This window comes from Brucella pseudintermedia, from assembly GCF_008932435.1.
Classification (GTDB): Bacteria; Pseudomonadota; Alphaproteobacteria; order Rhizobiales; family Rhizobiaceae; genus Brucella; species Brucella pseudintermedia.
In genome coordinates this window covers 203,165-226,418 of sequence record NZ_WBWE01000003.1, presented here as the reverse complement: position 1 = coordinate 226,418, position 23,254 = coordinate 203,165, and the positions used below count along the sequence as shown (strand labels likewise).

Sequence of the window (23,254 nt, the reverse complement as noted above, 5' to 3'; positions counted from 1 at the left end):
GAACCCGTCATGGAACGCACCTACGCGCATATTGATCTGGATGAACGCCGCAAGATCGCCCGCTGGCGCGCTGCAAACCTCTCCGTTGATATTATTGCCGAGAAACTTGGACGACATCGCTCAACCATTTTTCGCGAGTTGAAACGCAATCGATTTGTCGACGATCAGATCACGGACCTGACTGGCTATTACTGCACGGTTGCCGATCAGAAAGCACGTGAACGTCGCTCGAAACGACGCAAGCTCATCCGGTTTGATCATTTGCGTCAATCAGTGATCAAGCACATCAGCGATGGATGGTCGCCGCAGCAAATTGCCGGGAGAATGCAACTGGAGCGCCACCCCATCTCTGTCAGTCATGAAACGATCTATCAGTTTGTTTATTCCGACGACGGTCGAAAAGAAGGGCTTTGGAAATATCTGCCTGAACGTCGTGCCAGACGACGTCCACGTCATGCCCGGCGCCGTCATGGACGTCGATTTCCACCGGAACTGAGCATCTTACATCGCCCGGACATGGTCGCCAGGCGCAAGCAGTTTGGACATTGGGAATGCGACACGATCCAGTTTCGCAAGACGTTCGGCAAAGCCAATGTGACGTCTCTGGTCGAGCGGGTAAGCCGTTTCACAGTTTTGTTGCGCAACAATGATCGTCGGTCACGTGCGGTGATGGATGGTGTGATTAGGGTACTGCAACCCCTGCCCCAAATGGCGCGGCGCTCGATCACCTTTGATCGCGGCACTGAATTCACGGAATGGGCTTACCTGCAGGCCGGGATCGGATCACAAGCGTGGTTCTGTGATCCGCAGTCCCCCTGGCAAAAGGGAACGGTCGAAAACACCAACAGGCGAACAAGACGATGGCTCCCCAGAGACCTTGATCCACTAACGTTGAGTGACCGAGATCTCGTATTCATCTGTCATCGCCTCAACAATACGCCGCGCAAATGTTTGGGGTACAAAACGCCAGCAGAAGTCTTCCGACAAAAACTCATCGCAAACAGACATCGTTCTACGTAAACTCAAACTGTAAAAGTCGCGCTTCGGCATGAACTCACACAGCAATATACAGATGCGACGCTTGGACAAATTAGAACTGCGACATTTTTAGATCGCTGCCCTATTGCCTCCCGTTCCTTTTTAGATGCCAGGATTCTTGTGATGATCGACTGTGCACGCGGCCACGCTGTGTCGTTGATTTGGATCATTCCGTAGAAGCGCGAGCCGTGGAAAGAACGGTTTGAGTCGTAGCCATCTGTTTTGCATCTAAGACCAAAGCATGCGTGTACTGCCCCTCCATATGCGCTAATACGCGGACGGTGCCGTGACCCGCTAATGGAACGGTGGCAGTATCCGGCTCTGGACGCAGCGAGCACCATTTCCGGTTCGAGCCTGGATGGTAAGGAAGGTAGATTTACGATGTTGGAAGCACGCATTCGCAACACTTCGCTTCGGGACAAGATCATTACCGCGGAGCAGGCCGCGAGCCTGATTCAGGACGGCATGATCGTGGGTATGAGCGGTTTCACCCGCGCTGGCGACGCCAAGGCTGTGCCGGTCGCCATGGCGGCGCGTGCTGCGACAGATCCTTTCAAGATCACGCTGATTACCGGCGCATCGCTCGGCCATGACGTCGACAAGCTGCTTACAGAAGCTCATGTACTTTCCCGGCGCATGCCGTTTCAGGTCGACAAAACTCTGCGTGCCGCCATCAATCGCGGCGAGGTGATGTTCATCGACCAGCATCTTTCCGAAACCGTCGAGCAATTGCGCTCGAACCAGATCGGCGCCATTGACTATGCGGTCGTTGAAGCACTTGCCATAACCGAGAGCGGCGGGATCATTCCCACAACATCGATCGGCAATTCGGCGAGCTTTGCCATTCTGGCCGACAAGGTCATCGTGGAAGTGAACCTCAATCAGCCTATGGCGCTTGAAGGTCTGCATGACGTCTATATCCCGACGAAGCGCCCTTCCCGTGACCCTATACCGGTCATGGCGTGCGATAGCCGCGTCGGCCTGCCCTATATTCCGATCCCGCCGGAAAAGATTGCGGGAATCGTCATCACGAAAGAGAATGACAGCGCGTCGACCGTGGAACCGGCCGACAATGAAACCATTGCCATCGCCGGCCATCTCATCGAGTTTCTAATGCAGGAAGTGGCTGCCGGGCGTCTGGACCTCACACTTAATCCGCTTCAGGCCGGTATAGGCACTATTGCCAATGCTGTATTGAATGGTTTTGCCGACAGCCCGTTCCATAATCTGCGTATGTATAGCGAAGTGCTGCAGGACAGCACCTTTGATCTCTTCGACGCCGGAAAGCTGGACTTTGCATCCGGATCGTCCATCACGCTCAGCCCTGCTTGCGGAGAGCGCGTCTTCAACAATATCGATCGTTACCGCGACAAACTCATTCTGCGTCCGCAAGAAATCAGCAATCACCCGGAAGTCATCCGGCGTCTTGGCATCATCGGCATCAATACCGCGCTAGAATTCGACATATACGGCAATGTGAACTCCACACATGTCGACGGCACCCATATGATGAATGGCATCGGCGGTTCGGGCGACTTTGCCCGCAACGCCTTTATTTCGATCTTCGTGACCAAATCCGAAGCCAAGAATGGCGCCATATCATCTGTCGTACCAATGGTAACCCATGTCGATCATACCGAACATGACGTGGACATTCTCGTGACGGAACAGGGCCTTGCCGACCTGCGCGGCCTTGCTCCCCGCGAACGGGCGCGGACGATCATAGACAATTGCGCGCATCCCGACTATCGCGATCAGCTCAATGATTATTTCAGCCGGGCCTGTGCGCGTGGCGGGCATACCCCTCACCTGATCGAAGAAGCTTTCAGCTGGCATCAGCGCCGTCGCGAAACGGGCAGCATGCGCAAATGACGATCGGGAAGTTCCAGAACTGAACAGCACGCCATGTTTTAAGTTCTTGCTTATAAAGCGGAACCTTCTTTTTCTTGGAACGTTAACCGGCACATTGTTTTTGGATTGGAAACGATGTGCCGGCAGCAGGGCCCCTGCTCTTCCTGCCGACTCGAACGGGCTCAACCGGATGGCTCGAAGGAACGGTCGTCCGGTGAGCGACGCAACCCCAAGTTCCGGGAAGGATCAGGCCGCCTATGTCCATCCTTATCAGTCTCCTGATAACAATTCTCGTTATCTTTCTCATACTTTATCTCATCAACATGCTGCCGTTGGATGCTAAGGTCAAACAGATCGCTCAAGTTATCGTGATCATTATCGGCATCATTTCTCTTCTGAAATATCTGGCGGTCTTCTGATCGAAAGCCTTCAGCAGCTTCAATCCCGGAGTTTCCGGCCTCGCGGCTGCTCCGGGATTTTTCAGAATACCTTGCTGGCAATGTCTCATACTTATATTAGCTACTTGCGATTTATGTCCTGACGGGATCGTTCTTTTAAACATAGTTGTGCTTATTCACATTTCTTCGTAATATATAACCATCATGCTACCTGTGATTGTGTCATTAATGGCACTCTTAACCGGAAAATTGTAGGGCGTGCATGATGATACCTTTCCCCTATCCGGCGTTCCTTTTATAAGGCCCGCAAATATAGCCCGTTCATTTCGGGTTAAGGCGGGGTCGTTGATCATCCTCACTCAGGGTTGGGAGTGCGAGGGAATGAAGAAGACTGCTCTTGTGAAAGCAGCACTGATAACGCTGTCTGTCGTTGCGTTCTCCCTGGCGGTGACATCGATAGTGGCCTTTTCTGCCGGCGCCACTCCAGGCATCATCGCGCTCAGCCTCAGCGCGGGCATCCCCGCTGCAACGGCCTTCCCTTCCCTCGCCTATATTTTCCACCAGCACGGCAAACTCAAAGATGCCTATCTGCAGCTGGAAAAAGCTCATGTAGAACTGCAGGCACGGTCGCGGATCGACCACATGACCGGTCTTCTCAACCGTGAGGCGCTGTTCGAGGCCATGAAGATCAGCCGCTCGCGTATCGAAACCGGCACCTTGCTGGTTATTGATGCCGACCACTTCAAGGCGATCAATGATACATTCGGCCACGGCGTGGGCGACCGCGCTTTGAAGCTGATCGCCTTCGCGCTTCAGAATGTCACGCGGAAGGGTGATCTGGTTGGACGGATCGGCGGAGAGGAGTTTTGTGTGTTTTTGCCGGGGGCGAGCGGCGAAACCGGCATGCGCGTTGCGCAGCGCATACGCGCAGAAGTGGAAAACACCCCGTTTCACACGACCGAATATCAGGTTTATCCGCTGACGATCAGTATCGGCGTTGCCTCTGCGCCGAAAAACGAAACCAACTCGCAGGTGTTAAGCCGCGCGGACCGCTGCCTCTATCTTGCAAAGCAACGCGGACGTAATTGTGTGGTCTTCGATGAGGAAAGCGGGCGTTTGGCCAGCGCGTCTGTTGTTTCCATCGCGAGTGTTCGCGAAGTGGCGCGCGGGTAGCGTCTTATTCCCAAGGTTCCACGACCTCTTCGGACCACCCGACCGGAACGAATCCCATCTTCTGATAAAGTTGCAATGCGCGCGGGCTGTCGAGCGTATTGGTGTGGATCGTCACCTTTTCCGGTCCATGCGCCCAAGCGGCTGAAATAGCCTCGCTTAGAAAGAACTTGCCCAGTCCCCGCCCCTGAAAATCGTCAATGAGACCGAAATAGAGGATTTCCGCGTTGGCGGGCAACGCCGACAGGTCCAATTCGACGAAACCCGCCGGGCACCCTTCCGCGTAAAGGACGTGAATCTCGGTTGTTTCGGCGTGAATTGCAGCCGCAACCTCTGCGTCTGTCTGGATACGACGCATCATCCAGTGATGCTTTCGTCCCACCCGTTCGTAGAGATAGCGATAATAATGAACAGGCATGTTGCCCGCGCGCATGATTGCCAGCCGGATACCGGAAGGTACAGGCACCGGGACAGCCTGACGGGCAGACATTTCCAGATGAGTGATGCGGGCAACCAGTTTTTCTGACATGCTTATTCGGCTTCACCGGTCACGACAGGCGTATCCTGCCTGCCGCCCCATTCGCTCCAGGAGCCATCGTAAAGACGGTTATCCGTATGACCGAGCGACGTCAGGGCCAGCGTAATGACCGCAGCCGTCACGCCTGATCCACAACTCGTCACAACCGGCCTGGAAAGATCGATCCCGGCCTCATCGAAAATCTTGCGCAGGCTGTCGAGATCCTTCAGCGCACCGTTTTCAGATAGAGTACCGACGGGAACGTTGCGTGCGCCCGGCATATGACCTGATCGCATACCGGCGCGGGGTTCCGCATCGCGGCCCGTGAAACGCCCGGCAGCACGCGCATCGGCGATCTGTGCACGACGTTCGCTCACAATGTCGCGCATTTCGGTGAAATCGACCACGGCTGCTTCGTTGAAAGATGGTGTGAAAAGCGTCGATGCAATCTTGGTGACTTCACCGGTAACCGGATAACCAGCCTTTTTCCAGCCATCAAAGCCGCCATCGAGCACGAATACATTCTTCACGCCCATGACACGGAACATCCACCAGACCCGCGGCGCAGAAAACATGCCCGGCCCGTCGTAGACCACGACTGTCTCGTCAGCCGTGATTCCCATGGCACCGACATGCTGCGCGAAAAGCTCAGGTGACGGCAGCGTGTGCGGCAAACCGGATTCCTTGTCGGCAATCTTATCCTGATCGAAGAAAACCGCGCCCGGAATATGAGCAGCGTTGTATTCGCCCTCACCATTGCGCCCAGCCGCGGGAAGATACCAGGATGCATCGACAATCGCGATGCCCGGCTTATCGAGCCGTTCTTTCAACCAGTCGCGCGAAACGACGAAAGCGCTTTTCTCAGCCATGACAATCACTCCAGTACGGCTCAAGATTCCGGCAAAGCGCCGAAACGAATGCGGAAACGGCGGTTTTCCTTGCCCTTCTTTTCGATCTTGCCGATGTGAATTTCACCCACTTCCTGCGTTTCGGAAACGTGCGTGCCGCCGCAAGGTTGCGAATCCACCGCACCATTTTCTCCGATGAGAACAAGGCGTATACGACCGAGCCCTATCGGGGGACGCACATTCTTTGATTTCACAATATCAGGATTTGCAAGGAACTCCTCATCGCTGATCCAGCGGATGGAGACAGCATCATTTGCGTTCACCCGCTCCATGAGCTTTTCCGTTACAAATTCCTTGGTGTAGGTCGGATCGGGAAGATCGAAATCCACGCGGCTTTCATCCTCGCCGACAGCAGCGCCGGTAATCGGGAAAGGGCAGACGACGGACAAGAGGTGGCAGGCTGTATGCATGCGCATCAACTTGTAGCGGCGCGGCCAGTCAACATGCAGAACCAGTTTTTCGCCAATTGCGGGCGACGTCTGTCCTTCTGCGGGAACGTGAATGATTTCGTTCTTGTTTTCGCCGGTAACGGTCGCCGCGATCTCTATACGGGTGCCGTCAGCGCGTTCAAAGAAGCCGATATCCCCCGGCTGGCCGCCGGAGGTCGCATAGAAATTGGTCTGGTCGAGAATAATCCCGCCGCTCTCGGTAATGGCGAGCACCGTGCCCTCCGCCGTTGAAAGATAGGAATCTTCGCGGAAAAGCGCTTCGGTCTCGTATGCCATGATTATCCCTCGAACGGTATGTCTATCTCGGTTTTCTTCTCCAGCCATCCGGGCACAGGCAAGTTCTTGCCGCGCAGGAAAGCAGGATTGAACAGCTTGGACTGATAGCGATTACCATAGTCGCAAAGCACCGTCACAATTGTGTGGCCCGGCCCGAAATCTTTTGCAAGCCGGATTGCGCCCGCAATGTTGATGCCCGACGATCCACCGAGGCAAAGCCCCTCGTTTTCCACGAGGTCGAATACGATATCGAGCGCCTCCGCATCGGAAAGGCGGTAGGAGAAGTCAGGGGTAAAACCCTCAAGATTGGCAGTAATACGTCCCTGCCCGATGCCTTCGGTAATCGAGTCGCCTTCCGCTTTCAGCTCTCCCGTTGTATAGAAGGAATGGAGCGCGGCTCCATACGGATCGGCAAGCGCGATCTTGATATCGGCATTACGATCCTTCAGGCCGAATGCTGTACCAACAAGCGTTCCACCCGACCCGACCGCGGCGACAAAACCATCAACCTTGCCATTGGTATCGCGCCAGATTTCCTGCGCGGTGGTTTCGATATGGGCTTGCCGATTGATCGGATTATCGAACTGGTTGGCCCAGACAGCACCATTCGGCTCGCTTTTGGCGAGTTGTTCGGCCAGCCGTCCAGAGAGGCGCACATAATTGTTCGGATTGCGATAGGGCGCCGCCGGAACTTCGATCAGTTCAGCGCCAAGCAGACGCAAGGCATCCTTCTTTTCCTGGCTCTGCGTTTCGGGAATAACGATGACGGTGCGATAGCCAAGCGCTTTCGCAACCATGGTGAGACCAATGCCGGTATTGCCAGCCGTGCCTTCAACGATGACGCCGCCGGGCTTCAGGAGACCGCGCTTTTCCGCATCGCGAATAATATAGAGCGCCGCCCGATCCTTCACCGACTGACCGGGATTGAGAAACTCGGCCTTGCCGTAAATGGCGCAGCCGGTCAGTTCGGAAGCCTTCTTCAAATGGATCAATGGCGTATTGCCGATTGCGTCGAGCACCGATTGGAACATGGCATCCGTCCTTCCTGTTTCGCTGAGGAAACTATGAGGAACAGCCCTGCCCTTCAAGCAAGCGTGGAATATTTTTCCAGCCCAACGCGCAAAGCAAAACCTGTATCATTGATATAAATAGAAAAGCCGCCCGGAATGAGCGGCTTTATGGAAAAATGTTTGAGGACCGAAGTTAAGCCGCGCGCTGACCGCCATTGCCATTGGCATTGCGGCGCTTTCGGCGGAACGGGCGCTTCGCTTTAGGCGCGGCGTCCGCCGTTGCGTGGGCGGCTCCGCGATGATCGCCAGCTTTCGGGGCTGCGCGACGCGGCTTCTGCGGTGTCGTGCCTTTGCGATGGGTCTTCTGCGGGCGTTCGCCCGGAGTTGCCGCGCGGGGTGCCGGAGCTGGTGCAAGTTCCACAGGCGCATCCTTGATCGGAAGCTTGCTGCGCGTCACACGTTCAACCGCCCTCAGCTTGGATTCCTCCGCCGCCGGATCGTAGAGCGTGATCGATGCGCCGCTGGCGCCGTTGCGGCCAGTACGGCCGATGCGGTGCACATAGGTTTCCGGTTCATCCGGCAGATCGTAGTTCACGACGTGGCTGATACCCGGAACGTCGATGCCGCGCGCGGCAATGTCGGTTGCGATCAAAATCCGCAGCGATCCGTCGCGGAAACCATTCAGCGCACGCTGGCGCGCGTTCTGCGACTTGTTGCCGTGTATGGCGGCGACTTCGTAGCCGTCGCGCTCCAGATGCCGGACAACCGCATCGGCACCGTGCTTCGTACGGGTGAAGACGATGACCGAGCGCATGGCCTTGTCGCCGAGCAGCGCCGACAGAAGGCGACGCTTCTCCTTGGTGTGCACGGGGTGCACAACCTGCGTGATTTCAGCAGCCGTCGTTCCCTGCGGAGCAACTTCAACGCGAACCGGGTCACGCAGCAGACTTCCCGCAAGCGCAGCGATTTCCTTCGGCATGGTTGCCGAAAACAGCGCGGTCTGACGGTCAGTATGGGTTGCCTTCGCGATGCGCTTCACATCGTTGATAAACCCCATATCCAGCATGCGGTCCGCTTCGTCGAGAACCAGCCAGCGCGTCTGCGAAAGGTCCACCAGACCCTCACGCATCAGATCGGTCAGGCGACCCGGCGTGGCGATCAAAACGTCGATGCCCGGTGCGATACGCTTGATCTGCGAAAGCTTGGAAACGCCGCCAAGAACAAGCGCCGTCGAGATATGCGCGTGTTTGGAAACATTGCGGATCGTCTGCTCGATCTGCACAGCGAGCTCGCGCGTCGGTGCCAGGATCAGTGCCCGCGCGGTCTTCGGACGGCGCTTGTCGCCGAGGCCGATGATCTTCTGCAGAATAGGCAGGCTGAAAGCTGCGGTCTTGCCGGAGCCCGTCTGCGCAATGCCCAGAATATCACGGCCTTCAAGCTGTTGCGGGATCGCCTGCAACTGGATCGGCTTCGGCTCGGTCATGCCAGCGGCTTCAACGCCCTTGAGCAGAACGCCGGTAACGCCAAGAGCAGCAAAGCCGCCCGTAATTTCTTTTGTCAATTCAATCTCTCTCGGTGGCACCATGTTGTCATGGTCCACATCCAATGCCGGTCAAGCGCAACTTGCCGAACTCTAACTGTTCAATGATAACGACGGGACGCCGGAACTTTTAACTCCTGGCGACTTGCGCTGCCGTGCCCGAACATTTCTCGGGTCTCCCCGCCTTCGGACCATTCCGAAAGACAGAGGCGAGACGCAACAAGTCCAATGCCGGGAAAACTGACGAAACACGTCGGCCCATGCGCCTGATGCGGCATATGGGGTGTTTTCGCCGAAAAAGCAACCGATTTTGCTTAAACCAACAAAATCAGATGATGAAGTCAGCAAGCACCTGATTGTCCGTGATGTCCTGATAGGCCCAGCCCGCTTCTGCGAACTTCTTCTCCAGAATCTTGAAATTCGACGCATCTTTCGTTTCGATGCCGATCAGCACCGAGCCAAAATTGCGCGCCGATTTCTTCAGATATTCGAAACGCGCAATATCGTCCTCGGGCCCCAGAAGATCGAGGAAGGAACGAAGCGCACCGGGTCTCTGCGGGAAGCGGAAGATGAAATACTTCTTCAAGCCTTCAAATCGAAGTGCACGCTCGCGCACATCCGGCAGGCGTTCGAAATCGAAATTGCCGCCTGAAACGACGATGACGATCCGCTTGCCCTTGAGTTCGCTTTTCTTGAAATCCTTCAACGCATCAATGCCAAGCGCGCCAGCCGGTTCAAGCACAACGCCCTCTATGTTGAGCATTTCGATGATCGTCGCACAAAGCCGGTTTTCCGGAACTGTTATGACAGTTTTTGGATCAAACCCTTTGAGAAGCTTGAAGTTTTCCTTGCCGATTTCGGCGACAGCCGCCCCATCGACGAAATTGTCGACATGGGTAAGTTTGATACGCTTGCCTGCCTCAAGGCTTCCTTTCAGGCTGGCCGCGCCCTGCGGCTCGACAAAACGGAAACTGGTCTTCCAGCCTTGGTCGGAAACATACTGTGTAACGCCGCCGGAAAGTCCTCCGCCTCCGACAGGCAACAGGATAAAGTCGGGCTTGTTTTCGTCGGGCAATTGCCGTTCGATCTCCAGCGCGACAGTGGCCTGCCCTTCCACGATGCCGGCATGATCGAAAGGCGGCACCATCACGCCCTTATTGCTTGCTGCAAATTCTTGCGAAGCGGCATAGCAAACGTCGAAAATATCACCCACCAGCTTGATTTCGATGAATTCGCCGCCAAAAGCACGCGTCTTGTCGATCTTCTGCTGCGGTGTCGTAACCGGCATAAACACAACGCCCTTGCGGCCAAAATGGCGGCAGACAAAGGCAAAGCCCTGCGCATGATTGCCAGCGGAAGCGCATACAAACACCGCATTCTTGTCGGTAGTTTCGACAGCCTTGGAAATAAAATTGAAGGCCCCGCGAATCTTGTAGGAACGGACGGGCGTCAGGTCCTCGCGCTTGAGCCAAATCTCCGCGCCGTACTTCCGCGACAGGTAATCGTTAAGCTGCAGCGGCGTTTCAGGAAACAGCGCGCGCATGGCCTTTTCGGCCTCGGATACGGACTTGACGAAGGCGGACATTATTCGACTTTCTGTATTTCCAACGGAATTTCGCCCATCGCTACATGGCTTTGACATCGCAGACAAGGTTGAAGCCTGACGGATGCCAAATCAACGATCTGGACCAGGCATATATTCGGCAGTTCTAACTGTTGATGTTAACAGGCTTTGTGGCTTGAAATCGTGATACAAATCATGACATAGACAATGGCAATTGCTGCGGTCGTGGCGAAATTGGTATACGCAACGGACTTAAAATCCGTCGCCTTTTAGGCTTGCGGGTTCAAGTCCCGCCGACCGCACCACCCTTCCTTTTCCCCTGTTCATGAAAAAGCCGCAGGCTTGAACTGCGGCTTTTCAAATATTCCTCACAAGCTTAGCCGTGCAGCTTGGCGGTGATTTCAGCAACGCGCTTCCCCTGGAAGCGGGCTCCGTCCAGTTCCTGTTCCGAAGGCTGGCGTGAACCGTCACCATCAGCAGTCGTCGTCATCCCGTAGGGAGCACCGCCACGCACCACATCGTTGCCCATCTGCCCCTGATAGGCATAGGAAAGCGGGACGATGATCATGCCGTGATGCTGCATCTGCCACTGAGTGGAAATCAGCGCCAGTTCCGCACCGCCATGTTGCGTGGCTGTGGAAACCATCACGGACCCGACCTTATTGACGAGAGCGCCCTTCGCCCAAAGCCCACCGGTCTGATCGAGAAAATTTTTCATCTGCGCGGCCATCATGCCGTAGCGGGTGGCGGTGGCGATGATGATGGCGTCGTACTCTGCGAGTTCCGCAGGCGTAGCAATCGGCGCGTCCTGGTCGACTTTGTAGTGCGAGGCTTTCGCCACATCGGGCGGCACCAGTTCAGGCACCCGCTTGAGAGTGACCTCCGCACCACCTTCCCGCGCCCCTTCGGCAGCAGCCTTGGCCATTTTCTCCGTATGACCATAGGCCGAATAATACAACACCAGCACTTTCACCATGTCACTCTCCCTATCCCGATTTGCGAGGGCCAACCTCGACAGCTTCAATTAGGGGAGCGACCTTGTTTGGAAAGACGCAACTTCCCCAAAGGAATGAAATGCTGAAACAAAGCAGTTGCAGCCTCGCCCCGCTGACGCTTAACTGAAGTCAGAAATGGAGTCTTGGATATGACCGAAAATCCGCAGCAAGCCGTCAAAGCCGCAATGCTGGCAATTGGCGACGAGCTTCTCTCTGGCCGCACCAAGGACAAGAATATCGGACATCTTGCCGATGTGCTGACAGCGGCTGGCATCGACTTGAAGGAAGTGCGGATTGTTCCGGACGAGGAAGCTGCCATTGTAGCCGCTCTCAATGCACTGCGACCGCATTTTGATTATGTATTCACATCCGGCGGGATAGGTCCGACCCATGACGACATCACCGCGGATGCTGTTTCCACGGCTTTCGGCGTGCCTTGCATTTATGACGAGAAAGCCATGAAGTTGCTCGGCGACAATTATGCGAAACGCGGGCTGGAGTTCACCGAGTCGCGCAAACGCATGGCGCGCATGCCACAAGGGTCGGAGCATATCGAAAACCCGATTTCGGCGGCGCCCGGCTTTCATATCGGAAATGTCTATGTGATGGCTGGCGTGCCATCCGTGTTTCAGGCGATGCTCGACAATGTGCTGCCGACGCTGAAGACCGGACGGAAGCTTCTATCCAGATCGGTGTTTTGTCCCTTCGGCGAAGGGGTGATCGGCGCGCCGCTCACGGAAATCCAGAAAGAAAACCCGGATACGATCATCGGTTCCTACCCGAAATTCGAGAATGGGCGCTTCAGCACCGAGCTTGTCGTGCGGGGCAGCGATCCTGTGAAAGTTGATGTGGCGATCGGTGCGATCGAGAAAATGATCTCGTCACTCGAGAAGATGGGCGCTGCTTGAACTCTGCAACCTTTTGCCCACGCAACTCGTTGCATTATATGCTAAAATAGAAACACAGCCGGAAGGAGTTCTGTCATGTCCTACAAGACGGTGGTTGCCTATTCTCGCAGTGAATCCGAGTTGAAGCGGGTTTTGTCCGCCGTTGGACTTTTGAAGCAGAAGTTCCCCGATATTCACGTCATCGGGCTGTACTCCATCCCTTCCCCCATCGTCTATGCCGACCCAAACGGCTTTATCGACCCCGGAATGTTCGAACTGCATGACAAGCAGCACAAGGAGCTTTCCGAACGATTGAAACATGTCTTCGAAGAGGAAATGCGCCGCCAGGGAGCCAATTATGAGTATCGCATCACGCGTTCGGAGACGGGCACAGCCGCGGACGGCGTGCTGACCGCTTGCCTTGGCGCAGAATTGCTGATTGCCGGGCAGCCGGACCCGGACGATCCGGCGGCCAACGACGAGACTGCCGATACGATCGTTTTCAATTCCAGTTGCCCTGTTCTGCTGGTTCCCTACGCGCCGGTATTGCCGATGGTTTCGCTGGATCGCATCGTTGTCGCCTTCAACGGCAAGCGGGAAGCCGCCCGCGCTGCGTTCGACGCCCTGCCCTTGATGAAACATGCGGACAAAACCGAAATCGTTTGGGTCGATCCGCCGGAAATTGAGGGGGAGGATCGGGCATTGGCCAGCCACGATATTGCAGAATCAATATCGCGCCACGGTATCGAAGTAACCCCAACGGCAATCGCCTCCAACGGGCGCTACGCTCAGGATGCTTTGCGGGAGCACATCATCGCGCAACGGTCCGATCTTCTGGTGATGGGCGCCTACAGTCACTCGCGGTTGCGGGAACTGGTCTTCGGCGGCGTGACGCGTTCCATGTTGAACGAGTTGCCAATCCTCACGCTTTTCTCACGCTAGGACCCGGTTTCCCTCAACAACCGGCGCGTAATCGCACGACACGCTTGCAAGAACGACATTTTTGCGGTTATCAGCATCACCCGGCGCTGACTGTGCCGGGCGGAGAGCCTTTTCCTTCCCCGCTGCCTGCCGGAATGGGCGCGGGTGGAAAAGCCGCAGATCCTGACAGTTACAGCGCTTGGCAATCCGTCACAGCGCATTTTTGGTTTTAAAAGGTCCGGAGCATGAACTCCGGATCGTTCCATGGAGCGTTTCGATGTCCTTGCCAGATAAAGCCTTTCCCGTTTCCTGGGATCAGTTCCACCGCGATGCCCGCGCCCTCGCCTGGCGTATTGCCGGCATGAACCGCGATTGGCATGCAATTGTCGCCATCACACGCGGCGGTCTGGTTCCTGCTGCCATCGTTTGCCGCGAACTTGGCATTCGCCTTATCGAAACCGTCTGCATCGCCTCCTATCATGACTACACGTCGCAAGGGGACATGCAGATTCTCAAGGGTGTAAGCGAAACGCTTCTGGAAAATGGCGGCGAAGGCGTCATTGTCGTCGATGATCTGACCGACACCGGCAAGACCGCAGCCATCGTTCGCGAAATGATGCCGAAAGCCCATTTTGCGACCGTTTATGCCAAGCCGAAGGGCCGCCCGCTGATCGATACTTTTGTGACCGAAGTATCGCAGGACACCTGGATCTACTTCCCTTGGGATATGGGCTTCACCTATCAGGAGCCGATTGCTGGCGGAAAGCGCGGCTAGAGTATTTTTAGCAAATGTGTGAAACGCCTGCGCGGGAGATCCGTCCACAGGACTGTTTTTTGTCTCGGTTCAATACGTGGACAATGTGGCAAACATAATTGATTAGAAAGCGGTTCCGACGTTTCCGCCGAAGCAGGAACCGCTCCAAAACCCGCACGAACCGACTTTAAATCCTCTGGATCGGAACGCTACAAAACGAAAATAAACGAACGTGATTGCGGTGATATTTTCGCCGCAATCGCACCTTATGGAAAGCGCATCAAGATAACGCCGCTCAAGGCCGCAGTACCTTTCCAGACTGCTAAACCTGTCCTGCGATTTCAGTAATACCTTTAAAATAAAAGATTTTTTGGAACATTTTCGAAGGTTCGCAGTCTAACTAAACAGTTGTTATTTTGACGAATCGGACCATGCTGTAAAGAAAGAGGGGATTTTCGCGGTGAAGTCGCAGGCAAGCCAACTTATTGCAACCGAAAAGCGTATTCTTACGCCTTCGGGTCGTTTGCAACAGGTGGCCGCGCTTGTTCATCGGCGCGACATGGGTGCACTCAAGGTTCTCGTCATCACGAGCCGTGGCACGGGACGCTGGATCATTCCCAAGGGCTGGCCGCAAGTGGGTCGTACCCTTGCCGAAACCGCTCTTTGTGAAGCCTACGAAGAAGCCGGTATTCGGGGTGAAGTCTCCCCGACACCGATCGGCACCTTCTGCTACTGCAAGACGGATTTGCCGCCAGAGCGTATAAACCAGTTCATAGCGGCAGTATTCACGGTGCAATTCACACGCCAGGAAAAAGACTGGCCTGAACGGGCCCAGCGCATCTGCGAGTGGGTATCGCCGCAGGAAGCAGCATGCCGGGTCGAAGAAACTGAACTGAAGCAGATACTGAACCAGTTTGGTGATTCGGGAATCGCAGCGGCCGCCGAGTAGGCGGCACAGCGTCCTTCCTTCCCGGCAAGTTCTGCCGGGATGCGATCCATTCACAGGGATTTTCGCTGTCAATGGAGAACGTTACCGAAATTGTTCCTTTAGCTGCTCCTCAAAAGGGGCATTATTGGCTCCCAAAATCTTGAAGCCGGCTTTATTCGCATAAGTATCGCTTCTCCCCGTTATCCACATTTGCCCCAAGGGGTTACGCACAATATCTAGATGCTGGAGCATTGCGCCAAACCATTGCTTGACGCTCGTAGCCGAGTCGTTTTTTATGGGGCTATCGTTGCGTAAGTAGCGTGGTCGGGCGTTGTAAATCCGTCGATCTTTTTTCGGTCAAGTTGAGTATCGAACGAGCGTCGCGCTTTGGAAGTGCGTTTTTCGCTCGGTGCTTTCTTGCGCTCTTATTCGGGCATTCCGGGCTCTGGAGAAGCAGATGCAGCATCAGAAAGAAACAGCGTTAACACTAGATTTAGTATTTGCGCTCATGCTTCTTACAAGATAAGGTATTTCTCGTTCCGCTGATTTTTGATCGCGATAGCGTCAGCAAGGTTGCAATTATGCTCCCCTGAGGCGTTTTTTCGCGGGCTTTGATGAGACGGAAGCGGGTTTCCGGGAGTTTTCTCCCCAACAAGACGCTCCTCCCTGCAGAAGAGCTGTTTTGACAGAGACGCGATACAGACAGGCCGTGGCTGAAAACCGTCACTAAAGCTACTATATATAGAACGTTTGGATGGGACAGATGAAGATCGAACGCCGTTTCACGAAAGAGAATCAGTCGGCCTATGCGGACATCGCGTTCCGGACTGCGACCAGCGAGATCAAGAATCCCGATGGGTCAATCGTATTCCGTCTCGAGAACATCAATGTGCCCGCGCAGTTCAGCCAGGTGGCCGCTGACATTCTCGCCCAGAAATATTTTCGCAAGGCTGGCGTCCCCGCGCAACTGAAGAAGGTCGAGGAGAATGATGTTCCCTCTTGGCTGTGGCGTTCGGTTGCCGACGAGGAAGCGCTCGCCAAGCTGCCGGAAAACGAACGCTACGGCTCCGAGATGGATGCCTGCCAGGTTTTCGACCGTCTCGCAGGCACCTGGACTTATTGGGGCTGGAAGGGCGGTTATTTCGATTCGGAGGAAGACGCCCTCGCCTTCCGTGACGAGCTTGCTTATATGCTTGCAACGCAGCGCGTGGCGCCGAACAGCCCGCAATGGTTCAACACCGGCCTGCATTGGGCCTATGGCATCGATGGTCCCGGCCAGGGCCATTTCTACGTCGACTGGCAGACCGGCAAGCTGACCAAGTCCAAGTCGGCCTACGAACATCCGCAGCCGCATGCCTGCTTCATCCAGTCCGTGGGCGACGACCTCGTCAATGAAGGTGGTATCATGGACCTGTGGGTCCGTGAGGCGCGCCTGTTCAAATATGGTTCGGGCACCGGTTCCAACTTCTCCTATCTGCGCGGCGAAGGTGAAAAGCTTTCCGGCGGCGGCAAGTCGTCCGGGCTCATGAGCTTCTTGAAGATCGGCGACCGCGCTGCGGGCGCCATCAAGTCCGGCGGCACGACCCGCCGTGCCGCCAAGATGGTCGTTGTCGATATCGATCACCCGGATATCGAGGAATATATCGACTGGAAGGTCAAGGAAGAGCAGAAGGTTGCCTCGCTCGTCACCGGCTCCAAGATCGTCAAGCAGCATCTGACGGCCATCATGAAGGCGTGCGTCAACTGCGAAGCCGGCTCCGAAGCCACTCGGGACGATTGCTTCGATCCGGCGAAGAACCCTGCCCTGAAGCGCGAAATCAAGGCCGCGAAGAAGAATCAGGTCCCGGAAAACTACGTCAAGCGCGTGATCCAGTTCGCGCGTCAGGGCTATACCGACATCCAGTTCAAGACCTACGATACGGATTGGGATTCGGAAGCTTATCTCACCGTTTCCGGCCAGAATTCCAATAACTCCGTCTCGCTAAAGGACGAATTCCTGCGTGCCGTCGAAAATGATGGCGACTGGAACCTGACGGCGCGTCGCGACGGTCGTGTCATGAAGACGCTGAAGGCGCGCGATCTGTGGGAAAAGATCGGCTATGCCGCATGGGCTTCCGCCGATCCGGGCCTGCATTACAACACGACCATGAACGATTGGCACACCTGCCCGACGGCTGGTCCGATCCGCGCCTCGAATCCGTGCTCGGAATATATGTTCCTTGACGATACGGCCTGCAATCTGGCGTCGATCAACCTGCTCACCTACCGCAACAAGGATGGGTCATTCGATATCGCGGCTTACGAGCACACGGCGCGCCTGTGGACCATCGTTCTCGAAATCTCGGTGATGATGGCGCAGTTCCCGTCGAAGGAAATCGCCCGCCTCTCCTATGAATACCGCACGCTCGGCCTCGGCTATGCCAATATTGGCGGCCTGCTGATGACTTCCGGCATTCCTTATGACTCCGACGAAGGTCGCGCTATTTGCGGCGCGCTGACGGCGATCATGACCGGCGTGGCCTATGCCACCTCCGCCGAAATGGCGAAGGAACTCGGCACCTTCCCGAGCTACGAGCCGAACGCCCAGCACATGCTGCGCGTTATCCGCAACCATCGCCGCGCCGCACATGGTGAAACGCAGGGTTATGAAGGCCTTGCCGTCAACCCGGTCGCGCTGATTGCTGAGGACTGCCCGGATCAGGACCTGATCACCCATGCCCGCGCGGCTTGGGACAAGGCGCTGGAACTGGGTGAAAAGCACGGCTATCGCAATGCACAAGCAACCGTTATCGCGCCGACCGGCACGATCGGCCTTGTCATGGACTGCGACACGACCGGCATCGAACCGGACTTCGCTCTGGTAAAGTTCAAGAAGCTCGCCGGTGGCGGCTACTTCAAGATCATCAACCGCGCCGTGCCGGAAGCGCTCCGTACGCTCGGTTATTCGGAAAGCCAGATCGCCGAAATCGAGGCTTATGCTGTCGGTCACGGCAACATCAATCAGGCTCCGAGCATCAATCCGTCCTCCCTGAAGTCCAAGGGCTTCACCGATGAGAAGATCGAGGCCCTGAATGCCGCTCTCAAGAGCGCGTTCGACATCAAGTTCGCTTTCAACAAGTGGACGCTGGGCGAAGATTTCTGCAAGGATGTGCTGAAGCTCACCGACGAGCAACTCAACGATTTCTCGTTCGAGATGCTGCCTGCTCTCGGGTTCACCCGCAAGGAAATCGAAGCTGCCAACATCCATGTGTGCGGCGCGATGACCCTCGAAGGTGCTCCGTTCCTGAAAGAAGAGCATTACGCCGTGTTCGATTGCGCCAATCCTTGCGGCAAGATCGGCAAGCGCTACCTGTCGGTGGAGAGCCATATCCGCATGATGGCTGCCGCGCAGCCATTCATTTCGGGCGCGATTTCCAAGACGATCAACATGCCAAACGACGCAACCGTCGAGGACTGCAAGGACGCATACATGCTGTCCTGGAAGCTGGCGCTCAAGGCCAACGCGCTCTACCGGGACGGTTCCAAGCTTTCGCAGCCGCTCAACGCTTCGCTGATTGCAGACGACGAGGATGAAGACGACGCAATCGAGGCACTGATCGAAGCACCGGCGGCGGCCCGCGCCGTTCAGGTGACCGAGCGGATCGTCGAGAAGGTTGTCGAAAAGATCGTCCATGAACGTGAAAAGCTTCCGAACCGCCGTCAGGGTTATACCCAGAAGGCAGTCGTTGGCGGACACAAGGTCTATCTGCGCACTGGTGAATTCGGCGACGGACGCCTCGGCGAGATCTTCATCGACATGCACAAGGAAGGCGCCGCTTTCCGTGCGATGATGAATAACTTTGCCATCGCCGTGTCGCTCGGCCTGCAATATGGCGTGCCGCTTGAAGAATATGTGGAGGCTTTCACCTTCACGAAGTTCGAGCCGGCCGGCATGGTCATCGGCAACGATGCCATCAAGACCGCGACGTCGATCATCGATTATGTCTTCCGGGAATTGGCTGTGTCCTATCTGGGTCGCAACGACCTCGCCCATGTCGATACCAGCGATTTCGGCAATACGGCGCTCGGCAAGGGCATCAAGGAAGGCAAGACCAATCTGGTTTCCACCGGGTGGACGCGCGGTTACAAGCCCACTTTGGTGACGAACACCGGTAACGAAGCCAAGGGATCTACGAGTTCTACGCCGCAGGCCTCCAATGTCACGACCTTGAAGTCAACCGCTCCGACAGGCAATCGCCCGGCAACAATCGGTCTGGTGACGGATGGTGCCACGGCATTCAAGCGCGATTTCGAGGAACAGCCTGCACCGGCGCAACAGCAAGAGAGCGCATCTGCGACCGAACTGTTCTCGGACAAGGCCGCCGCAGACGCAGCCTCGGCTCGCGCGGAAAGCGCAAGTGCCGCCAAGAAGCTGGAGGCCGATCGCCGCATCAAGTCGATGATGCAGGGCTATACGGGCGATAGCTGCACCGAGTGCCAGAACTTCACCATGGTTCGCAATGGCACCTGTCTGAAATGTGACACTTGTGGTGCAACAAGCGGCTGTAGCTAAAGCCAGGCTTGGCATCGAAATAGCAAGCACGAAAGCCCGCCTTGCGCGGGCTTTCTTATCTCCAACAATGTCTAAAGGACACCTGTCTCGAGCCGTCCATGACCGCAGGGATTTGAATGAATTTTGGAACGAAGTGACTATTTCCGCGTTCGGTTCACATAACCGGAACGCATCAAGGAGATAGTTATGTTCAAAACTACACTTGTGACGACGACCTGTGCGTTGCTGATCGGTGGATCGGCTTTGGCTCAAACAGCGCCTTCTTCGTCTACTCCAGCGCAAGCGCCGGTAGAGACGCAGGACATGCCGGTTTCATCCAAGGATATGTTTGGCAAGCCCCTGACTGGAGAGGCTGGCAAGGTCGGCTTCGTGGAACCCAAGGAAGGCCAACTCCTTGTCTCCTCTTTCATCGGGCAAAGCGTTTATGAAAGCGATGCACCCGACGCCCAATCGGTCGGCAAGCTGAACGACCTGATCGCCAGCCCAGATGGGCAGATCGAAGCAGCCGTCATCGGCGTGGGCGGTTTCCTCGGCGTCGGTGAGAAAGACGTGGCGGTCAGCCCCGACCAGCTTCAGCTCGCCACGCGCAGTGACGGAAAAACATGGCTGGTCATCAAGGCCAACAAGCAGCAATTGAATGACGCACCGGCCTTTGACCGCTCGAAATTCTTTGCTGATGGAGTGGCCAACCCGTCTGCTGCAACCGAGACGAACGCTCCTGCTACGGATGCGCCTGCAAATGGCACAACGCCCGCGCCAGCATCACCACCGCCTGCACAGTAGTAAGAAGCTGCAAATTCTGCCGCAACAGGCGCAAACCAGAATCCCCCGGCACTCCAGCCGGGGTTTTCGCATGAGCAAAAACGCACCCCTGCGGTTGAATTAAACGCACAACCACGCTACGCAGCAATAAGTCTGCATCGAAAACATTTAACGGGAAAGAATATTGTCAGAATTCCTGATCGCATATCCTTGGGCAGAAACGCTCGCTGCTCTTGGTGGATTATTCCTTTCAGCATTTATTGCAAACTTTCTCATCAAAGCGATCTTGTTGAAACTTCTGGATCGCGTTGTTCAGAAAACATCTTTCGGACAGGACGAAGAGCTCAAGAGGCATGGCGTCATCAGCCGCCTTGCCAATATTGTTCCCGCCTTGATCATTTCATCCGGAATCTTGGCTGTGCCAGGATTGCCGGAAGGTGCAATCACCGTCATTCGAAATGTCGCGATAGCATTCATCATCTTGACATTGGCGCTGGCGATTAATTCGGTGTTCGGGCTTGTCGATACGCTCTATCACCGTCGCCCGGAGGCGCGATACCGCCCCATGAAAGGCTATATTCAGGTCGCCAAGTTGGCGGTCTATATAGTCGCGACGGTACTCATCATTGCGACATTGCTGGACAAATCGCCGGTTATCCTTCTTTCGGGCGTCGGCGCCATGGCGGCGGTGCTGATCCTCGTTTTTCAAGATACGTTGCTATCGCTCGTCGCCAGCATGCAGATCGCTTCCTCCAACATGGTCCGTGTCGGTGACTGGATCGAGATGAAAAACCTCGATGCAAATGGAGATGTCACGGAGATTGCGCTCTATACCGTCAAGGTGCAGAATTTCGACAAAACAATCACCACTATTCCTATCCGCAAGCTTATCACCGAACCGATGAAGAACTATCGCGGAATGCAGGAATCCGGTGGGCGGCGGATCAAGAGAGCGCTCTATATCGACCAGAACACGATCCGCTTTCTATCGAACGAGGAACAGACGAAACTCGCCTCGGTCGATTGGCTCGCCGATTACCTGCCCAAGAAGGCAAAGGAAATCGCAGAATGGAACCAGAAGCTCGGTGACCGCGCAAACAATCCGGTCAACCGGCGTCAGTTCACGAATATCGGCACGTTCCGCGCCTATGTGGACAATTATCTGCGTAACCATTCTGGCGTGCACAAGGGTATGACACTGCTCGTGCGTCAGATGGACCCTACGCCCGAAGGTTTGCCGCTCGAAATCTATTGTTTCGCCAACACAACGGTTTGGGCATCCTTCGAACAGATCCAGTCTGACATTTTCGATCACCTCTATGCCGTATTGCCCGAATTTGGCTTGAGGGCTTTCCAAAATCCCAGTGGTAATGATTTTCGCAAACTGACGGTCAGTGCCCTCTCCGGATAGCTTCGATGATTCTGGCGTTCAGCAATTGAACGTTGTAGCCCGTTCGAGATGGCGTCAAGCCGAGACGAACCACGGCAAGATGCATTGACGGAACGACCATGACGCTTTGCCCGTCATGTCCCGACATCCAAAATGTATCTTCCGGAATGCCGTCCTCACCCGCTTTCACGCCGCCGAGTTGCAGCCAGACCTGCGCAGAACCATAACGCCCTTCCGATTCTGGCGTGGGCTTACGCATGAACGAAATATAGTCGGCTGGCAGAACCTGCCTTCCGTAAAGCTTTCCGCCATCCGCCAGAAACGCACCAAGACGCGCCCAATCGCGCGCCGTCGCGTACATGTAGGACGAACCGGCAAAGACGCCTGAAGCGTCCGTCTCCAGAATGGTCCTGTTCATGCCAAGCGGGCCGAACAGCGCAAGCCGGGGATAGGCCAATGCCTCCTCACGGCTGTTGAAACTGTCCATGAACAGTTTCGACAGAATGTTAGCCGTTCCACTTGAATAGTTGAACTTCGTGCCGGGCGCTGTCTCCAGCGGCAACGATGCGGCGAATCCGGCCATGTCCGGCTCCAGAAAAAGCATACGCGTGACATCAGTCACGGTGCCGTAATCTTCATCAAAGCGCAGACCACTATTCATCGCCAGAAGGTTTGCGAGGGAAATCTTCGACCGATCGTCATTTCTCCATTCAGACAAAAGCTCCGTGCGTTCCGTCGCCATGCGTCCTTCGGCAATGCGCATGCCGATCAGAGTTGCGATGACGGATTTGGTCATCGACCAACCGAGCAAAGGCGTATCGGTGCCAAAGCCTGGAGCATAAGTCTCCGCGATCAGTTTGCCGTCACGGATAACGGCAATCGCCCGCATGCCGGGTCCAGCCAGTGCTTCATTTTCGATCACAGCCTGTATCGCCGGATCGCTCTCGATTCGGATCGGCTCGGCCGGTACCTGCGGCCCGGTCGGCAAATCGAGCCGCAAATCACTTTCATGGATATTCGCGCAACCAAGCGCGGGGCGGTAAGTGGCCGTACTTGATGCGAAAAAGCCGAAAATGCGCACCGTCACGCTGCCGCCGTTCCTGTCGACGGACGCATTGAGAAATCGGAGCAACGGATTTCCCGGTGCCTGAACATCGTCCGCGAGGACCCTGTCGGCATCACGTCCGGCAATGAAGACGTTCGAACAGATAACCTTGGCGGCATAGCCGGTGCCGACACGCAAAAGTTCGGGCGGTTTGACAGCCAGCCAGACGATGGCTCCAAGCAAGATGGCAAGCAGAACACCACCTGCAAACTTCAGAATTCGCCGCATACTGCCCCCTC

At 55.8% G+C, this 23,254-nt stretch carries 19 protein-coding genes and 1 tRNA gene; 12 read left to right on the top strand and 8 right to left on the bottom strand.

Features of this window, described 5'->3' with window-relative positions; translation table 11 throughout:
* Positions 1-9 precede the first annotated feature (9 nt).
* The 4 genes from F9K78_RS05625 to F9K78_RS05610 all read left to right on the top strand — a co-directional run bounded on the left by F9K78_RS05625 (position 10) and on the right by F9K78_RS05610 (position 4,460).
* Positions 10-1,020, top strand: a complete 1,011-nt coding sequence (locus F9K78_RS05625) for an IS30 family transposase (RefSeq protein WP_144897099.1) — start codon at positions 10-12, stop codon at positions 1,018-1,020.
* Positions 1,021-1,419: 399 nt separating this feature from the next.
* Positions 1,420-2,910, top strand: a complete 1,491-nt coding sequence (locus tag F9K78_RS05620; RefSeq protein WP_121986544.1) for an acetyl-CoA hydrolase/transferase family protein — start codon at positions 1,420-1,422, stop codon at positions 2,908-2,910.
* 236 nt (positions 2,911-3,146) lie between these two features.
* On the top strand, positions 3,147-3,308 hold the full coding sequence (locus F9K78_RS05615; RefSeq protein ID WP_006470469.1) for a Thivi_2564 family membrane protein: 162 nt from the start codon (positions 3,147-3,149) through the stop codon (positions 3,306-3,308).
* Positions 3,309-3,668: 360 nt separating this feature from the next.
* A complete protein-coding gene (locus F9K78_RS05610; protein ID WP_121983170.1) occupies positions 3,669-4,460 on the top strand; it encodes a GGDEF domain-containing protein in 792 nt (263 codons plus the stop codon).
* Positions 4,461-4,464: 4 nt separating this feature from the next.
* Here the strand turns inward: F9K78_RS05610 and F9K78_RS05605 are convergent, their stop codons facing one another.
* The 6 genes from F9K78_RS05605 to ilvA all read right to left on the bottom strand — a co-directional run bounded on the left by F9K78_RS05605 (position 4,465) and on the right by ilvA (position 10,745).
* Positions 4,465-4,986, bottom strand: coding sequence for a GNAT family N-acetyltransferase (locus tag F9K78_RS05605; RefSeq protein WP_121983171.1), 522 nt, complete (start codon positions 4,984-4,986; stop codon positions 4,465-4,467).
* 2 nt (positions 4,987-4,988) lie between these two features.
* Complete coding sequence (gene sseA / locus F9K78_RS05600; RefSeq protein WP_121986542.1) at positions 4,989-5,843, bottom strand: 3-mercaptopyruvate sulfurtransferase; 855 nt, start codon at positions 5,841-5,843, stop codon at positions 4,989-4,991.
* Positions 5,844-5,863: 20 nt separating this feature from the next.
* Positions 5,864-6,607 carry an alanyl-tRNA editing protein gene (locus F9K78_RS05595; protein ID WP_121983173.1) on the bottom strand — a complete coding sequence of 248 codons (744 nt, stop codon included), beginning with the start codon at positions 6,605-6,607 and terminating at the stop codon, positions 5,864-5,866.
* A 2-nt stretch (positions 6,608-6,609) separates the two neighbouring features.
* Positions 6,610-7,638, bottom strand: a complete 1,029-nt coding sequence (locus F9K78_RS05590; RefSeq protein ID WP_121983174.1) for a cysteine synthase A — start codon at positions 7,636-7,638, stop codon at positions 6,610-6,612.
* Positions 7,639-7,810: 172 nt separating this feature from the next.
* Positions 7,811-9,202 (bottom strand): DEAD/DEAH box helicase, encoded by a 1,392-nt coding sequence (locus F9K78_RS05585; protein ID WP_121983265.1) that lies wholly within the window; start codon positions 9,200-9,202, stop codon positions 7,811-7,813.
* Positions 9,203-9,485: 283 nt separating this feature from the next.
* Positions 9,486-10,745, bottom strand: coding sequence for a threonine ammonia-lyase IlvA (gene ilvA, locus F9K78_RS05580; RefSeq protein ID WP_121983266.1), 1,260 nt, complete (start codon positions 10,743-10,745; stop codon positions 9,486-9,488).
* 195 nt (positions 10,746-10,940) lie between these two features.
* On the opposite strand from ilvA, the gene F9K78_RS05575 reads away from it, so the two are divergent.
* A tRNA-Leu gene (locus F9K78_RS05575) sits at positions 10,941-11,026 on the top strand.
* A 71-nt stretch (positions 11,027-11,097) separates the two neighbouring features.
* On the opposite strand, the gene wrbA is transcribed toward F9K78_RS05575, so the two are convergent.
* Positions 11,098-11,697, bottom strand: coding sequence for an NAD(P)H:quinone oxidoreductase type IV (wrbA, locus tag F9K78_RS05570; RefSeq protein ID WP_121983175.1), 600 nt, complete (start codon positions 11,695-11,697; stop codon positions 11,098-11,100).
* A gap of 168 nt (positions 11,698-11,865) precedes the next feature.
* On the opposite strand from wrbA, the gene F9K78_RS05565 reads away from it, so the two are divergent.
* The 7 genes from F9K78_RS05565 to F9K78_RS05525 all read left to right on the top strand — a co-directional run bounded on the left by F9K78_RS05565 (position 11,866) and on the right by F9K78_RS05525 (position 21,931).
* Positions 11,866-12,624, top strand: a complete 759-nt coding sequence (locus tag F9K78_RS05565; protein WP_121983176.1) for a competence/damage-inducible protein A — start codon at positions 11,866-11,868, stop codon at positions 12,622-12,624.
* A 75-nt stretch (positions 12,625-12,699) separates the two neighbouring features.
* Positions 12,700-13,545, top strand: a complete 846-nt coding sequence (locus F9K78_RS05560) for a universal stress protein (protein ID WP_121983177.1) — start codon at positions 12,700-12,702, stop codon at positions 13,543-13,545.
* A gap of 256 nt (positions 13,546-13,801) precedes the next feature.
* Positions 13,802-14,299, top strand: coding sequence for a xanthine phosphoribosyltransferase (gene gpt / locus F9K78_RS05550; protein WP_006470476.1), 498 nt, complete (start codon positions 13,802-13,804; stop codon positions 14,297-14,299).
* 439 nt (positions 14,300-14,738) lie between these two features.
* Positions 14,739-15,227, top strand: a complete 489-nt coding sequence (locus F9K78_RS05545) for an NUDIX hydrolase (protein ID WP_121983178.1) — start codon at positions 14,739-14,741, stop codon at positions 15,225-15,227.
* 742 nt (positions 15,228-15,969) lie between these two features.
* Positions 15,970-19,758 carry a vitamin B12-dependent ribonucleotide reductase gene (locus F9K78_RS05535; RefSeq protein ID WP_121983267.1) on the top strand — a complete coding sequence of 1,263 codons (3,789 nt, stop codon included), beginning with the start codon at positions 15,970-15,972 and terminating at the stop codon, positions 19,756-19,758.
* A 186-nt stretch (positions 19,759-19,944) separates the two neighbouring features.
* Complete coding sequence (locus tag F9K78_RS05530; protein ID WP_121983179.1) at positions 19,945-20,541, top strand: PRC-barrel domain-containing protein; 597 nt, start codon at positions 19,945-19,947, stop codon at positions 20,539-20,541.
* 163 nt (positions 20,542-20,704) lie between these two features.
* Positions 20,705-21,931 carry a mechanosensitive ion channel family protein gene (locus F9K78_RS05525; RefSeq protein ID WP_121983180.1) on the top strand — a complete coding sequence of 409 codons (1,227 nt, stop codon included), beginning with the start codon at positions 20,705-20,707 and terminating at the stop codon, positions 21,929-21,931.
* Here the strand turns inward: F9K78_RS05525 and F9K78_RS05520 are convergent.
* Positions 21,912-23,243 carry a serine hydrolase domain-containing protein gene (locus tag F9K78_RS05520; RefSeq protein WP_121983181.1) on the bottom strand — a complete coding sequence of 444 codons (1,332 nt, stop codon included), beginning with the start codon at positions 23,241-23,243 and terminating at the stop codon, positions 21,912-21,914. The two genes, F9K78_RS05525 and F9K78_RS05520, sit on opposite strands and share 20 nt — an antisense overlap.
* Positions 23,244-23,254 lie beyond the last annotated feature (11 nt).

Coding starts and splice junctions, on each gene's coding strand:
- F9K78_RS05625 (WP_144897099.1), top strand. CDS start 10: ATGGAACGCACCTACGCGCATATTGATCTGGATGAACGCCGCAAGATC.
- F9K78_RS05620 (WP_121986544.1), top strand. CDS start 1,420: ATGTTGGAAGCACGCATTCGCAACACTTCGCTTCGGGACAAGATCATT.
- F9K78_RS05615 (WP_006470469.1), top strand. CDS start 3,147: ATGTCCATCCTTATCAGTCTCCTGATAACAATTCTCGTTATCTTTCTC.
- F9K78_RS05610 (WP_121983170.1), top strand. CDS start 3,669: ATGAAGAAGACTGCTCTTGTGAAAGCAGCACTGATAACGCTGTCTGTC.
- F9K78_RS05605 (WP_121983171.1), bottom strand. CDS start 4,986: ATGTCAGAAAAACTGGTTGCCCGCATCACTCATCTGGAAATGTCTGCC.
- sseA (WP_121986542.1), bottom strand. CDS start 5,843: ATGGCTGAGAAAAGCGCTTTCGTCGTTTCGCGCGACTGGTTGAAAGAA.
- F9K78_RS05595 (WP_121983173.1), bottom strand. CDS start 6,607: ATGGCATACGAGACCGAAGCGCTTTTCCGCGAAGATTCCTATCTTTCA.
- F9K78_RS05590 (WP_121983174.1), bottom strand. CDS start 7,638: ATGTTCCAATCGGTGCTCGACGCAATCGGCAATACGCCATTGATCCAT.
- F9K78_RS05585 (WP_121983265.1), bottom strand. CDS start 9,202: ATGGTGCCACCGAGAGAGATTGAATTGACAAAAGAAATTACGGGCGGC.
- wrbA (WP_121983175.1), bottom strand. CDS start 11,697: ATGGTGAAAGTGCTGGTGTTGTATTATTCGGCCTATGGTCATACGGAG.
- F9K78_RS05565 (WP_121983176.1), top strand. CDS start 11,866: ATGACCGAAAATCCGCAGCAAGCCGTCAAAGCCGCAATGCTGGCAATT.
- F9K78_RS05560 (WP_121983177.1), top strand. CDS start 12,700: ATGTCCTACAAGACGGTGGTTGCCTATTCTCGCAGTGAATCCGAGTTG.
- gpt (WP_006470476.1), top strand. CDS start 13,802: ATGTCCTTGCCAGATAAAGCCTTTCCCGTTTCCTGGGATCAGTTCCAC.
- F9K78_RS05535 (WP_121983267.1), top strand. CDS start 15,970: ATGAAGATCGAACGCCGTTTCACGAAAGAGAATCAGTCGGCCTATGCG.
- F9K78_RS05530 (WP_121983179.1), top strand. CDS start 19,945: ATGTTCAAAACTACACTTGTGACGACGACCTGTGCGTTGCTGATCGGT.
- F9K78_RS05520 (WP_121983181.1), bottom strand. CDS start 23,243: ATGCGGCGAATTCTGAAGTTTGCAGGTGGTGTTCTGCTTGCCATCTTG.